Annotated in this window: 15 protein-coding genes; 5 read left to right on the top strand and 10 right to left on the bottom strand. The window is 59.2% G+C overall.

Annotated elements, in window-relative coordinates:
* Nucleotides 1–136 precede the first annotated feature (136 nt).
* Nucleotides 137–532: a hypothetical protein gene (locus tag AC1DM5_RS35275; protein ID WP_477823939.1), complete on the top strand. Its 396-nt coding sequence runs from the start codon at nt 137–139 to the stop codon at nt 530–532.
* A 206-nt stretch (nt 533–738) separates the two neighbouring features.
* Here the strand turns inward: AC1DM5_RS35275 and AC1DM5_RS35270 are convergent, their stop codons facing one another.
* Together AC1DM5_RS35270 and AC1DM5_RS35265 are read right to left on the bottom strand one after the other, a co-directional pair.
* On the bottom strand, nt 739–1,800 hold the full coding sequence (locus tag AC1DM5_RS35270) for a class I SAM-dependent methyltransferase (RefSeq protein ID WP_477823961.1): 1,062 nt from the start codon (nt 1,798–1,800) through the stop codon (nt 739–741).
* Between the two features lie 461 nt (nt 1,801–2,261).
* Entirely contained in the window at nt 2,262–2,777 is a 516-nt protein-coding gene (locus AC1DM5_RS35265) for a hypothetical protein (protein ID WP_477823938.1), read from the bottom strand.
* A 245-nt stretch (nt 2,778–3,022) separates the two neighbouring features.
* On the opposite strand from AC1DM5_RS35265, the gene AC1DM5_RS35260 reads away from it, so the two are divergent.
* Nucleotides 3,023–3,418 (top strand): hypothetical protein, encoded by a 396-nt coding sequence (locus AC1DM5_RS35260; protein WP_477823937.1) that lies wholly within the window; start codon nt 3,023–3,025, stop codon nt 3,416–3,418.
* A 310-nt stretch (nt 3,419–3,728) separates the two neighbouring features.
* Nucleotides 3,729–4,241, top strand: a complete 513-nt coding sequence (locus AC1DM5_RS35255) for a BA14K family protein (RefSeq protein ID WP_477823936.1) — start codon at nt 3,729–3,731, stop codon at nt 4,239–4,241.
* Nucleotides 4,242–4,303: 62 nt separating this feature from the next.
* Here AC1DM5_RS35255 and AC1DM5_RS35250 read toward each other — a convergent pair whose 3' ends face one another.
* The 6 genes from AC1DM5_RS35250 to AC1DM5_RS35225 all read right to left on the bottom strand — a co-directional run bounded on the left by AC1DM5_RS35250 (nt 4,304) and on the right by AC1DM5_RS35225 (nt 9,528).
* Entirely contained in the window at nt 4,304–4,495 is a 192-nt protein-coding gene (locus tag AC1DM5_RS35250) for a DUF6494 family protein (RefSeq protein ID WP_477823935.1), read from the bottom strand.
* 151 nt (nt 4,496–4,646) lie between these two features.
* The gene (locus tag AC1DM5_RS35245; protein ID WP_477823934.1) at nt 4,647–5,033 is read right to left on the bottom strand and encodes a hypothetical protein; all 387 of its coding nucleotides are present in this window, start codon (nt 5,031–5,033) and stop codon (nt 4,647–4,649) included.
* 329 nt (nt 5,034–5,362) lie between these two features.
* Complete coding sequence (locus AC1DM5_RS35240; RefSeq protein ID WP_477976836.1) at nt 5,363–6,565, bottom strand: ABC transporter permease; 1,203 nt, start codon at nt 6,563–6,565, stop codon at nt 5,363–5,365.
* A 4-nt stretch (nt 6,566–6,569) separates the two neighbouring features.
* The gene (locus AC1DM5_RS35235; RefSeq protein WP_477823960.1) at nt 6,570–7,712 is read right to left on the bottom strand and encodes an ABC transporter permease; all 1,143 of its coding nucleotides are present in this window, start codon (nt 7,710–7,712) and stop codon (nt 6,570–6,572) included.
* The gene (locus AC1DM5_RS35230) at nt 7,712–8,419 is read right to left on the bottom strand and encodes an ABC transporter ATP-binding protein (protein ID WP_477823932.1); all 708 of its coding nucleotides are present in this window, start codon (nt 8,417–8,419) and stop codon (nt 7,712–7,714) included. The genes AC1DM5_RS35235 and AC1DM5_RS35230 overlap by 1 nt, the downstream gene beginning before the upstream one ends.
* Entirely contained in the window at nt 8,416–9,528 is a 1,113-nt protein-coding gene (locus AC1DM5_RS35225; protein WP_477976834.1) for an efflux RND transporter periplasmic adaptor subunit, read from the bottom strand. The genes AC1DM5_RS35230 and AC1DM5_RS35225 overlap by 4 nt, the downstream gene beginning before the upstream one ends.
* 233 nt (nt 9,529–9,761) lie before the next feature.
* Between AC1DM5_RS35225 and AC1DM5_RS35220 the strand changes: the two genes are divergently transcribed.
* Nucleotides 9,762–10,967 (top strand): MFS transporter, encoded by a 1,206-nt coding sequence (locus tag AC1DM5_RS35220; RefSeq protein ID WP_477823930.1) that lies wholly within the window; start codon nt 9,762–9,764, stop codon nt 10,965–10,967.
* Here the strand turns inward: AC1DM5_RS35220 and AC1DM5_RS35215 are convergent.
* Nucleotides 10,964–11,341, bottom strand: a complete 378-nt coding sequence (locus AC1DM5_RS35215) for a winged helix-turn-helix transcriptional regulator (RefSeq protein WP_477823929.1) — start codon at nt 11,339–11,341, stop codon at nt 10,964–10,966. The genes AC1DM5_RS35220 and AC1DM5_RS35215 overlap by 4 nt on opposite strands.
* A 117-nt stretch (nt 11,342–11,458) precedes the next feature.
* On the opposite strand from AC1DM5_RS35215, the gene AC1DM5_RS35210 reads away from it, so the two are divergent.
* Nucleotides 11,459–12,043, top strand: coding sequence for a glutathione binding-like protein (locus AC1DM5_RS35210; protein ID WP_477823928.1), 585 nt, complete (start codon nt 11,459–11,461; stop codon nt 12,041–12,043).
* A gap of 136 nt (nt 12,044–12,179) precedes the next feature.
* Here AC1DM5_RS35210 and AC1DM5_RS35205 read toward each other — a convergent pair whose 3' ends face one another.
* Nucleotides 12,180–12,611 (bottom strand): hypothetical protein, encoded by a 432-nt coding sequence (locus tag AC1DM5_RS35205; RefSeq protein WP_477976832.1) that lies wholly within the window; start codon nt 12,609–12,611, stop codon nt 12,180–12,182.
* Nucleotides 12,612–12,683: the final 72 nt, after the last annotated feature.

Here is a 12,683-nt window from a genome sequence, read left to right as displayed (position 1 = left end):
CCACCGCCCCAAAGCCAACTGCGCAACGGTCCTAACAGTTCATTTACCACGGCACCAACTTCGCGGCTCGATGCTCGCATAAATTGATATCTCCAGGCGATACTATCAAGACAACAAGCGAACTTCGGGGCACCTTATGCTGTGGAAACTATTTGCGGGAGCGCTTTGCCTCTGGCTCCTGGATTGCGTCTATATTCTCTATAGCAATGAGCCCACGGTCGAGATGTTTGTCGACGGCGTCATGCAGCTTTTTGGCGTTGCGGCCGTACTCAGCTATGGGTTCGACCTTGAGATAATCGACCGTCGATATTGGAGCACCTTTTCCAAGATCTATGCAGCCTACATCGCCTATCGCGTCGTCCGGCCGCTGTGGACTCTTTTGGGCATCTCGACATCCCACGACGACTCCGCAACCCTATCATTGATGTGGATGGGCCTTGGAGCGGTACTCTTGCTCATTGCAATGCTCGGCTATTTCCAGTGGCTCGCCATGTTGCGTTGTTCGCGGGGAGAGGCGGCAGGCCGGCGCTAATTGCATCCGTCGGCACCCCAACTTCCCTCATTCCTGTGCCTGTCACAGGAATCCAGCCACCGCGCGTCTGCGCGGTGAATGACTCATGCATTAAGAGGAAAAGTCTCTCCTGCCCAAGGACTTGGGCAGGYTGGATTCCTGTGACAGGCACAGGAATGAGGGGCAGTGGGGGGTGACCGCGCCGTACTAGCTCAACCCAACCCCACTCAGTTCCGCACCTCGAAGATCATGTTGAACGGCGTTTCACTCGAGCGGCGGAAGTGGTGATATCCCGCATCCAGCGCCACCTTGCGCAGTTTCATCTCGCCCGCCTGCGCACCAAGTCCGAGGCCGACTTCCTGGGCCATGGAGGCTGGCGTGCAGATCATCGTCGAGGCGCCATAGTAGACGCGGCCGACGGGGTTGAGGTTGTCCTTCAGCCCGTCATGGGCGAAGGGTTCGACGATCATCCAGGTGCCGTCCTTTTTCATCGTCTCACGGATATGGCGGCCGGCCCCGACAGGATCGCCCATGTCGTGCAGGCAGTCGAACATGGCCACCAGATCATAGTCGCCGGCCGGAAAATCCTTGGCCGATGCCCTGCTGAAGGTCACCCGGTCGGCGACACCCGCCTCCTTTGCGGCGCGCTTTGCCCGCTCGATCGACGGACCGTGATAATCGAAGCCGTGGAAATGCGATTTCGGGAAGGCCTGGGCCATCAGGATCGTCGAGGCGCCGTGGCCGCAGCCGACATCGGCGACTTCGGCCCCGCGTTCCAGCTTTTCCTTCATGCCCTTCAGCGCCGGAATCCATTCCGTCACGAGATGGCTGTTGTAGCCGGGCCGGAAGAAGCGCTCGGTGCCGCGGAAGAGGCAGGTGCTGTGTTCATGCCAGCCAAGACCGCGCCCCGTTTTGAAGGCTTCTTCCACCTTCGGCTCGTCCATCCACATGGATTGCACGATCTCGAAGGCGCCGCCGAAGAAGGCGGGGCTGTCCTCATTGGCAAAGACCAGCGCCTGCTCGGGCGTCATGGCGAACTTGTTGGACGCTTCGTGATAGGTGATGTAATCGGAGGCCGCCATGGCGGCCAGCCATTCGCGCACATTGCGCTCCGTGAGGCTGGTCGTTTCCGCAATCTCCATCGAGGAGCGCGGCCGCCCATCCATCATCGCCTTGAACAGGCCAAGATGATCGCCGAGCACGACGAGAACGCCTGACACCCCAGCCCCGAGATCGCCCACCAGGCGACCGACGAGTGCGTCGACTTTCTGCATGTCAGGTTGCTTCATGCCGTTCGGCATATCGGCTTTTGGCTTGGCCTGTTTTGATTTTTCAGCTTTCGGCAGATCAGTATTAGGCATGGCACCCTCCTCAAGATGCGTTAACCCCAGCCCGATGGATCGACCTTGTGGGGATTCTAGGTCGGGGCGCGGGGCAGTCAATGCTGCATTCGGGTGACGGGGGCGGGTGACAAGGGCGGGTGACAAAGGGCGGGTGWGGGCGGGGTGGAAAGCTTAGAGGCGGTCCGATTGGGTCACCTGGGCCACGGGTTGAAGAGTTGTTGCTGATCGCCGGCTTGTGCGGGGAAAAATGAGCATCGCCAGGTTCCCTGGGAGTCGCTTTCATTGTTCTTACGGATGAATTCCGAAAGTGGAACCGGCCAATTCTGGACTCCGCACCACATGGCTTCTGACACAGACGCTCCATATTCTCATATGTCTGGAGTCGCGACGGCGTCGTTTGCGGGCTCTTACTTCAGGAATGAGGGGCCGAGGGTCTGGTGAGTATCCCATTGCTCGTTAAGCGTTCGCAGGGCTTCACCAGGAAAACTCTGTTGCCTTTCCTTTTGAAACGAAGGTTCACGCAAAAAACAGTGAACCTTCCACAATTCCGCAACAATCAGGCTAAGCAATTGCTTTCGCTTGACCCGCACGGAAATAATGATCTGTTCATGGCCTCCAGGCTTTCCGTGATGTATGCCAAGCTCCTGGACGACAAACAACATCGTGTGTTGTTGGAGAGCGTCCGGGGTCACAGACAGAGTATGGCCGCCTGGCTCGTCATAGAGTTTAGCCGACGCCGGCTCGTTGGCTAAGACGCCACGACACGGTTTTAAAAGCTCTGACGGCGCATCTGAGAATACGTCACTGATGCGGCAGGTCAGTACCTTGCCCGCGCAAGAAATGAGAAGATCGCTCCATCCGTGTCGACGCAGCACGAAGCAGAGCCCTAAAACATCGCAAACATCGGAAGTCGATCTGGTCAACTTGCCACCCCTCTCATGTCACCTGTTTGAACCTGCAAATTGCGCCCACCGGACTTCGTATCCCAAGCGAATTTCCTTCCAAACGTCAACGAGTCCGGACCTGTGTGGCGATGCTGGCATAACGCGGCGCTTTTCGGCTATGCTGCCGATGGGTTGTCGAGGTCCACATTGCGGTTCCCCAAGAGCTTCAGTGATCCCTTTGAATCAGCGCTATCCCAACCATTCAATCCCACTCGCGAGCAATAATGCCCTCTACGTCCATCCTACACGACATTCCCGGAGGCAAGCCGCTGCTTGAGTGGTTCGGGCGCGTACCTCGCTTCCATGATGCCAACCTGCTTGAGATCACCTTCTCCAACGGAGCCGGGCTGCTGCGCATTCACGCCTGGAACATGACGAACGAACTGGATGCCAAGCGCTACTTCATCCTCGACAAGCACGCGATCGTCACTCTTACCCTTGAGGGCGTAAGCGCGATCAATTGTATCGATTTCGATATGGTACCGGGCATCATCCACGATTTGGAGATCACCAAGACGGACGAGCATTTCCGCGTTGAGTGGGATTCAAGCTACGGAGTGGCCGGCTTCGTCACTGCCAAGCACATACGGATCGACTTGGTGCCGGGGAAACCCGACTGAGACGAGTTTCGAGACAGGCTCTCAGAGGCGACCCGATCGTGTCAACGGCCACAGGTTGAAGAGTTGCAGCAACATGGCCTGTTTTCGCATGTGATAGCGACAAGCGCAGAGATCTGGAGGGAGCGAGCGGTTTTGCGGAATTCGGCAGCAGATGCCACCAGCGGCGGTGCAAGACGGATCGACCGCCGCGGGAGAAATGGCGACTAAAGTCAGCCCCTCCCGGAACACTATCCCGGCTTGGAAATTAAGTGCCACGCCGTCCTTTCAGGTTTATAATGATCGGCTGCGATTTAGACGGAAAGGTGAAGCCATGAAGAGGCTCGCAATCATTGCCCTGTCGCTCACGGCGGCGCTGACGAGCGCCCTGCCGGCCGAGGCGTTTCCCACCATTGTCACCCCTGATGTCCAGGCACTGCAGGCGCAACCGGTGCGCTACCGTGGCGGCTACTATGGCGGTCACTATGGCGGCTATCACGGCGGATACTATCACCACCATGGTGGCGATGGCTGGGGTTGGGCGCTTGGCGGTCTGGCCGCAGGCGCGATCATCGGCGGAATGCTGGCGCAACCCGGATATTATGGCTCCGGCTACTATAATCAGGGCTACTACGGCTCGACCTATGACGGTCCGTACTACTACGGCTCGACGCGATATTACGCGCCACGATATTACGCGCCACGATATTACCGCCGGACCTACTACTATGGCGGCAATGGACATGTGCGCTGGTGCTTTGCGCGTTACCGGTCCTATAGAGCATACGACGATACGTTCCAGCCCTATCACGGTCCACGACAGGCGTGCGTCTCGCCTTACTATTGATGGGCGCGTAGAGCGGCCGGCGTCACACTCATCGCCTTGCTTTGATCACGTCGTTAGCCTGCCTACGGAAGTTCGATTTCGCCGTCCACCACGTGGTTGAGGCCGGTGCCTTCGGCCGTCAGCGTCACGCGGACTTTCAGCTTTTTGCCGCCGATCTGCCCGTCACGCACCGTCTCCTCGATCTTGCGCTGTGAGGTCACGCCGACTTCTTTCAGGAACTTGCGGATCGACATGTTGAAGGCGTCTTCGCTCATGATGGAACCCCCTGTGTCCGGAAGGGATTGTAAGCGAAGGCGAGCGATCAGGAAAGCTGGGGGAGGTGCGGTGGCAATAATCAACCCGAGCCGGGAGGGCCCCTCAGGCGACCCTCCGGCCGGGCTTTCCTGCCAAACAAATTGGAATTGTTTATTTACAGGTATAATCCCAGATGAAGTATTGGGGATGCCTGGCCTCGGGGTCCTGGTCCTGTTCCGGATCTTTGCTCAGATATATGTCCCCGAGTGAAGAAACGCCGTTCTGGCAGCTGTTCTTGATCAATCTCGCGACCATCTCGAACACCTGCAGGTGCCGGTCCCGAAACGACATGTTCGCCAGCGGGCCATCATATTTTTCCCCTCGATGGGTGACTTCGATCCGTCGGTCATTGGAACCGCGGGCAATGACCGAATAATTGAATTCCGAGCCGCTGATCTCTTTCTTTCCACGATCTACGGTGGTACCGGCAGCCGCCGGTCCAGCGGCAAGGACCAGAAGTCCCAATAGTGCAATAGGCTTTAAATATCTGCGATTCATTGCAATTTTCCCCCAATAGTTGGCCCGATCATATGGCCTTCAGCTGTTTCTGCAACCGGCAATTTTGATCTTGACGGGTCTTTGCGGGGGCCACCGTTTTCTATGTCACGATGGGTGCCTTCGCTCCTTTCCTCTCGAGCCTTTTCCAAGCGTTGTAGCGCGTTCGGAAGGCTTAGGGTGTCTTGAGGCAGATGGCGTGGTGCGCAGCGCGAGCCCCGTTTTGCGGAATTCGTCAATCCATTCCGGCGAATAGTCTTCGATCCGTATTGCTTGACCCATCGTCCTGTTCCCTAGACATCGGGGTATTTGCAGCCGTTGCGAAATCCCTGTTACCCGCGTGCGCGCAATGCCGTCGTCAAAGGCAAACGGGTGGCGGAAAAGGCCGGCAGGGCACCCCCAACGACACCGATTGCCAAACCCAGAAGCCCTGCTGTCAGCATCACGCCCTCGTTTATCGTGAGTTGGAAGGACATGCTGGCATTGTTTGCACCGATAGTGCTGGCCTGCCATCCATTGAATAGGAACCACGACGCTATGAGGCCGAAAATCACGCCGATTGCCGCCAGCGCCACCGCCTCTGCCCATGTTGCCGTAAAGGCTGAAAGGCGACTGAAACCTAAGGCGCGCACCGTCGCGATCTCGACTGCCCGATCAGAAACCGAGCTCATCATCGTGTTGAGTGCCCCCGCAGTCGCGCCGAGTGCCATCAACAATGCAAGCGGCCATCCAAACAACCTGATGATATTTGCCGTGCCGGATGACTGAGCAGCGTAGAAGTCGGCCTCGATGACAGCGACCAGAGGCGTCGTCGTGATGCCTGCAAGCGCCGCCTTCAGCTTTTCGATTGCCCCAGGCCCTTCAAGCCGTAAACGAACACTCTGGACGTCGCCCAGTCGATCGAAGGCAGAGCTGACGGCGTCGAGATCAGCCCATATTTCCGATTCGAATGCACTGCCATCCGAGGAAAAATGTCCTGCCACGGTCCAGTTCACCGAGCCAAGCCGCACTTGCCTTCCGATCGCGAGGGCCGGAAATTCTGCCGCAATCCGTTCGCCGACGACGATTTCGCGTGCGCCTGGCTTGGTAAAGCGTCCGGCCGTCAGCGGCACTCCATCCCGCAGGGAAGGACCTGTCGGGTCCATGCCGCGTAAAGCCAGCATCTTTGCTGCTTCGGCTTGACCATTCGGCACCTCGACGGGAACGACGATTTCCCGTGACAGGACGAGGTTGCCCGCTGCATCCCGCACCACTCCGATATCGCCTCGCATTGCCTCGATGGTCCTGACGATATCTGTGGGAATATCGGAGCCATTCTCCTGGTTCGTGCCGCCCCCGAGGATCACCGCCACACCAGGAGAACCGGCGCTCTTCAACGCCTTTTCAAATCCGGTGGCCATGGACAGGAAGCCGGCGAGCACACAGACGACGAGCGCGACGGAGAGGGCCATCGAGGTGGCGATCGCAAAGCGTCGCGGCAGGCTCAGGAGGTTCGCTCTGATCATCACGAGCGTTTGCTTGAGTTTGGAAGACATGGCGTTATCTCGCTCTGAAGGCTGCGGTGATGGGTGTACGCACGGCGTTGATCGCCGGTATCAGGCCGGTCATGAGACCCAGCAGGACGATGAATGAAACAGCCTTGGCAAGCACGGCTACGGAGAAGACGAGGCCGAGTGCCGGTCCGGCCAGGACGGTGGCAATCTTTGCCAGGATGAGACCGATAGTGCCCCCGACGATGAAGATGAACAGCGTCTCGCCAAGGACGAGCGCCAGGATGCGACCCCGCGAGAAACCCAGCGTCTTCAACACACCGATCTCGAAAGTGCGTTCGCGCACCGCGAAGACCATGGTGTTGATGACGATCATCAGCAACGTCACGAAGGCTGCACTGACAACCAGATTGATGATCAGGCCGACATCGGCATATTGGCGCAGGAAGGCTTCCAGGAACTGCTTTTCGGATTGTGTGCGTGTCGGGGTCGCCGAATTGGCGAACAGGGCATCGATGCGCGTCGCAAGCACGCCAGCAGACATACCATCTGCCGGACGCACGATAAAAGCATCGACGGTATCCTCGCCCCGCGCCCTGGCGGTGTTGATATAATCGTAGCTGGCGAGCATGAAATAGGTGTCGGTGCTGGCATTCTCGCCGTCGAATATGCCTGATATTTCGAAGCGCCAGTCGCGGCTCCCATCTTTCCGCGCCGTTTGGAACGCCGTGACGGTGATGTGTTGTCCGACCGACCATCCCTGCGCTTGCGCCAGGGCTCTGCCGACCAGGACCCGATCCCTGGTTTCGCCGAGAGCGGCAATCAATTCCGGTGTCAGGCCAAGCTCCTTGCCATTGACGCCGGCTATGAGCCCTGGCTCGACCGCACTGACGGCCACAACATTTTTCTCGACATTCACATAGCCCCGCAGCCGCGTCGTATACGCGATCGACGCCACGCCCGGCTCCGATGCAATGCGTGCCCTATAAGCGATCGGCAGGGGTTGCGTGCGTCCTGCGGCGTTCATCACGCCCAGAAGATCGTCGCTCGCGCCGGCGGAGCCTTGGGCTCCATCGAGGAAGCTCGCAGTCAGTCCGTAGATCAAAAATGCGGTCGTCACACAGAAAATCAGAAGAAGGGTGCGCAGCGGCTTTCGCCAGGCATTTCTACGGGCAAGATGGAGGAAGCGCATCACGCGGCCCTCTTCTCTTCAACGAAACGCCCCTTGTCGAGATGCAGTGTGCGGCGGGCGTGAAGTGCTGCCTGCGGATCGTGGGTCACCATCACGATCGTCTTTCCGAGTTCCCGGTTGAGAAGACGCAGCATATCGAGAACATCGTCTGCGGATTTCCGGTCGAGATCGCCGGTCGGCTCGTCACAGAGCAAGAGATCGGGATCTGCCGCGATGGCGCGCGCTATGCCGACACGCTGTTGCTGGCCGCCGGACATCAGCGCCGGATATTGCTTCTCACGTCCGGCGAGGCCGACCAGGTCGAGAAGCTTGGCGACGCGAATACGCCGCTCTTTCGCCGAGATAGCCTTGAGCAGCAGAGGCAGTTCGACATTCTCTGCCGCATTGAGCATCGGCAACAGATTGTAGAATTGGAAAACGATGCCCATGTGATGCGCGCGCCACGCCGATCGCGCCGTCTCTCCCATCCGGTCGAGCCTGGCGCCGCCAATGTTGATCTCACCCGCATCAGGGCTTTCGACGCCGGCCAGCATGTTGAGCAGCGTCGATTTTCCTGATCCTGACGGACCCATGACGGCGACGAAATCGCCACGGGGAATCTCCAGATCGAGATCGGTGAAGATCGGGATGGCTTCGCCTCCGATCCTGTATCCCTTCTGCAGGCTTCTCAGAATGATATACGGCTCTTCTGCGTGACGGTCGGTCATGGCTGGGCTTCTCCGATTTGAATCTGGGTTTTGGGAACAACAATGCGGATGCGCGCCGCCATGTTGGGCCGGATGCCGACGGGCGGGTTGATGAGTGAGAGCCGAAGCCCGATCGTGCCTTTTTCGGCCGATCCAATTGGCGCTACCTGTTGAATTTCGATGCCGAAGGGACGATCGGGAAAGCCGTCGAGGACCGCATCGCCACGCAAGCCGGATTGAAGCAGCGAGACATTTGTTTCGGCCATGTCGGCATCGATAACCAGGCTGGCAGTATCTGTGAGCGCCAGGAGGCTTTGGCTTTCCCGAACGCTGTCAGCGCGAGCCAGGACGGTGTCGCCAACGTGGGCGTTGAGCTTCGTCACCGTCCCGGCAAAGGGCGCACGAATGGTCAGTTCGTCCACCCACTCCTGGGCAACACGGATTGCAAGATCGGCGCGGATAACGTCCTGGCGGCCTTGCTCGACATTGTTCAGGGCCGCTTTCCAGCCCGTTTCAGCGTCCTCCAGGTCTTTTTTGGATGTGGCGTCTCGGTGCGCGAGGGATTCGTTGCGTCGAAACGAGGTGGTGGCCTGCGCCAGAGCGATTTGCCTCGCGGCAAGCACCAGATCAGTTGAAACCTTTGCCGCCTTTGCCTGCTCGAGTGCCAATCGGGCGCTGGCATCTTCCAGAGTGGCGAGGATCTGACCGGCTTCAACCTCGTCGCCGACTGCGACGGCGATGTCTGTGATCTTGCCCTCATACTTGGAAAAGACGGTCGTGGACCGGGGCGCGACGACATAGCCCGAACCGGTCATCTCCCGCGCGGCGGCTTCGGATTTCCCCTGACTTGCCGATGGGGCTTCACGATCCGGGGTCGCTCGGAGAGCAGCTCCCGGATTCACTTCGTCGAGTTTCGTGGGCTCCGGCTGACCCGGACGTGCTGCCCTTATGTCGTCAACCGCGCCCGGTGGGATGAGGACAACGGTGACGGCAGTGGCGGCGACAAGCAGGACGCCGACACTCCATCGGATGATCGTCCGGCGTGGTTTCGGCGCCTCGGCCGGCTTCTGCAGGGACAGAGATTTGAGCGTTTCGGCGAGTTTGCGATCGGGTTCGGTGAGCGTGTTCATGTCGCCACCAAAGCCGGCTTCATGCTCTGAACTCGACCTCGAACACGTTGTTGACCGTGCCGAATCGCGATTCAGTACGTAAGAATGGCGACTTCAAGCTGCTTTTGTCCGGTTCAGGCGCCGCTGAACAGGCGTCATTTCGCGCAGGCTGGCCGTGCAGGCCTGGACCCGTTGTCATAAAACTGAAACAGTTCAGTTGCTAGTGATTTGCAATTGCAAATCAGGAATGATGTATGACCGAGTCCGGATCGGAGACGAAGATTCTGCTGCCCTTGATCGTTCTGTCGATCGCCCAGTTGATAGGGTGGGGGGCGGTCAGTTTCCCGGCGGTCGTCAGCCGGGACATGGCGGCGGATCTCAATGTCGATATGTCGACGGTCTTTGCGGGGCCCACCGTTTTCTACGTAACGATGGGTGCCTGCGCTCCTTTCCTCTCGCGCCTTTTTACAAGCGTTGGAGCGCGTCCGGTCATGATCGGCGGAACGATCATGTCGGCCTTCGGCCTGGCACTCGTGTCATTGTCGCATTCGCCCATCACCTATTTCCTGGGCTGGCTGGTTCTCGGAGCGGCAGGAAGCGCCAGTCTCACCACGCCGGCACATATCCTTCTCAACGAGATCGCGGGCCGGAATGCGGCGCGGGCGATTGCGAGCCTGGCGCTGGTTTCCGGCTTGTTCGGCACAGTGTTCTGGCCTCTCACGTCGTTCCTGTCGGAAGAGATCGGATGGCGCGGCACGTGCGAAGCCTATGCCGCGGTCATGATCATGGTCTGCCTGCCGCTCTACATTTTCGGCCTGCCGCGCCGGAGCAAGGCCGCTGCGGCTATCAAGGCGACGAGATCTCAGGGTTCGGCAGGGTCTTATAACAGGACATTCTATCTCATCGTCGCTGCCATCGCGCTCAATGCGTTCATCACGTTCGGCTTCAGCTCGATTCTGATCGAGCTCTTGAAGGCCGAGGGCCTGAGCCCAGCGCAGGCGCTCGCTTACGGCTCCGCGCTCGGCATCGTGCAGATCTGTGCCCGGGGGCTTAATATCATCGGCGAAAAACGGTGGGACGGCGTGGCGATGGGGGTCGCTTCATCGGCAATTCTGTGCGTATCGCTGGTCGTCCTGTCGATCGCTCAGGGCTCGCCGGCGGCCATTGCCGTTTTCCTGGTCCTCTATGGAATGGGCAGCGGGGCGCTCGCCGTCGCAAGGTCAACCATTCCGCTCGTTTTCTATGACAAGGGTGAGTTTGCAAAGGCGCTCTCGCGGATCGCCCTACCATTGAACTGGATCTCTGCCATCTCTCCGCCCCTATTGATTTCCCTGATGACCAATCTCGGGAGCAGGGCGGTGTTGATCCTGTGTCTCGCATGCTCCTGCAGCGCTATCCTCGTTCTGCTTCTGCTCAGGAGCCGCCGCCCGATAAGCGAAGCAGTCGCCGGCGCATCCTAGACTTCCTCCTCCCGACTGCTGTCGTAGCGCAGGCGGTTATCCTCGATGTTCTCCCTGTTTTCGGCCGCCCAGTCGGCGAGCTGCCGCACGGTTTCCGACAGGGAATGCCCGAGTGGTGTCAGCGTGTATTCGACCTGCGGCGGGGTGTTGGGGTGAACGGTTCTTTTGATCATACCGTCGCGTTCCAATGTCTTCAGCGTCCGCGTCAGCATCTGCTGCGAAATGCCGCCGACCTCGCGCTTCAGCCCATTGAACCGTCGCGCGCCCAGCCGAAGTGCGACGACGACCTGGATCGTCCATTTGTCGCCGACCCGGCTCAGGATCTCGCTGACACCTCTGCAGTCGGCTCCTGCCGGCCTGGCAGTCACATCCATCTGACCAGCTCCCAAAGATATGCTTTTGACGGATAATTTTAGGTCTCATAAATGGCCGTGGTCAACATTGTAGACCACATCTCCCAGCGGAGATGGGGTCACCACCAGGAGACCATCATGAACCTCTTCTATTATCCCGGCGCCTGCAGCCTGGCCGATCATATCGCGCTGATCGAGACCGGGCTTTCCTATCATCTCATCAGCATCAGGCATGACAGGAAGACGGAGGACGGCCGCGATTTCCTTTCGATCAATCCGAAGGGCTACATTCCGACACTCGAGCTGGAAGACGGAACGATCCTGACCGAGAACCAGGTCATCCTGAACTACATCGCCGAGAAGAGCGGCAAGCTCCTGCCCAAAGACGGCATCGTGCGTTGGCGCGCGCTCGAGGCGCTCGCCTTCATGTCCTCAGAGATCCATTCGCGGTACCAGCCCTTCTTCAGGGATTTCTCCGAGCTGGAGAAGGAGCGTGCCCGCGAAAAGCTCGCGCAGGCCTTTGCAATCCTTGCCGAGCAGATGGGCGACAAGACATTTCTGGTCAGCGACGAGATGACGATTGCCGATTGCTACCTGTTCTGGGTGTTGATGGTCGCACCCAGGAGCGGCGTCGAACTGCCGGAGGCGCTCGGCCGGTCCTTCGAGCACATGCGGGTGCGGCCCTCGGTGATCCGGGCGTTTGCCGAGGAGGGGCTTGGCTGATGAGGCGGCCAGCGTAAACTGACCGCATACGTTCCCCGGCCGCGCGTCGCTCGACAGGCGGGCCGCCTGGCCGGGGAAAAGTTACGGATGGGCCGATGCCGAGCTTCTCCTTCTCCGGGAGGGAGGTTCTCGGCTCTCAGTGGAAATCCAACTGTTCCTTTGCGCTCCACATGTGAAATGTCGCGGGTTCGTTTTCGGCCGCAACCGACTCCAGATAACGGGGTTTCCAAACCTCTCTGATAAACGTTTCCATCGTGGTGGGCAGCGACGGGCGAACCTCACGCTCACCCTGGAACCGCACCAGGCCATTGTTCAAGGCGTCGGCGGTCAGGGTGTCATCATGCCATCTCTCCGATGTCCCGAAGCGCTTCAGGAATTCGGCTTCCACATCCTTGCGCGTTCTTTCGAGGTAGCGGTACTCCACCGGCCGGCCGATCTCCCTGCCGATGATCGCGGCCAATTCATTCATCGAGATATCTTCCGAGCCGACCTCGCGGATCACCCGGTGCCTGCCCGTCGGATTGATCAGCTCCCTGGCCGCAAGCAATGCGATGTCATCCGTCGCCACCCAGGGCATCTTCAGATCGGGCTTACAGGACCAGGCGATCCGACCATATCTGGCGACTGGCGCCGTCCACGC

This window comes from Rhizobium sp. 01T437, assembly GCF_056398505.1.
The sequence above is the reverse complement of the archived record's forward strand: the minus strand, read 5'-3'. Positions and strand labels throughout refer to the sequence as shown.

Bases quoted from the DNA above. Each gene is read 5' to 3' on its own strand.
- AC1DM5_RS35275 (WP_477823939.1), top strand. From the start codon at position 137: ATGCTGTGGAAACTATTTGCGGGAGCGCTTTGCCTCTGGCTCCTGGAT.
- AC1DM5_RS35270 (WP_477823961.1), bottom strand. From the start codon at position 1,800: ATGAAGCAACCTGACATGCAGAAAGTCGACGCACTCGTCGGTCGCCTG.
- AC1DM5_RS35260 (WP_477823937.1), top strand. From the start codon at position 3,023: ATGCCCTCTACGTCCATCCTACACGACATTCCCGGAGGCAAGCCGCTG.
- AC1DM5_RS35255 (WP_477823936.1), top strand. From the start codon at position 3,729: ATGAAGAGGCTCGCAATCATTGCCCTGTCGCTCACGGCGGCGCTGACG.
- AC1DM5_RS35250 (WP_477823935.1), bottom strand. From the start codon at position 4,495: ATGAGCGAAGACGCCTTCAACATGTCGATCCGCAAGTTCCTGAAAGAA.
- AC1DM5_RS35245 (WP_477823934.1), bottom strand. From the start codon at position 5,033: ATGAATCGCAGATATTTAAAGCCTATTGCACTATTGGGACTTCTGGTC.
- AC1DM5_RS35240 (WP_477976836.1), bottom strand. From the start codon at position 6,565: ATGTCTTCCAAACTCAAGCAAACGCTCGTGATGATCAGAGCGAACCTC.
- AC1DM5_RS35235 (WP_477823960.1), bottom strand. From the start codon at position 7,712: ATGCGCTTCCTCCATCTTGCCCGTAGAAATGCCTGGCGAAAGCCGCTG.
- AC1DM5_RS35230 (WP_477823932.1), bottom strand. From the start codon at position 8,419: ATGACCGACCGTCACGCAGAAGAGCCGTATATCATTCTGAGAAGCCTG.
- AC1DM5_RS35225 (WP_477976834.1), bottom strand. From the start codon at position 9,528: ATGAACACGCTCACCGAACCCGATCGCAAACTCGCCGAAACGCTCAAA.
- AC1DM5_RS35220 (WP_477823930.1), top strand. From the start codon at position 9,762: ATGACCGAGTCCGGATCGGAGACGAAGATTCTGCTGCCCTTGATCGTT.
- AC1DM5_RS35215 (WP_477823929.1), bottom strand. From the start codon at position 11,341: ATGGATGTGACTGCCAGGCCGGCAGGAGCCGACTGCAGAGGTGTCAGC.
- AC1DM5_RS35210 (WP_477823928.1), top strand. From the start codon at position 11,459: ATGAACCTCTTCTATTATCCCGGCGCCTGCAGCCTGGCCGATCATATC.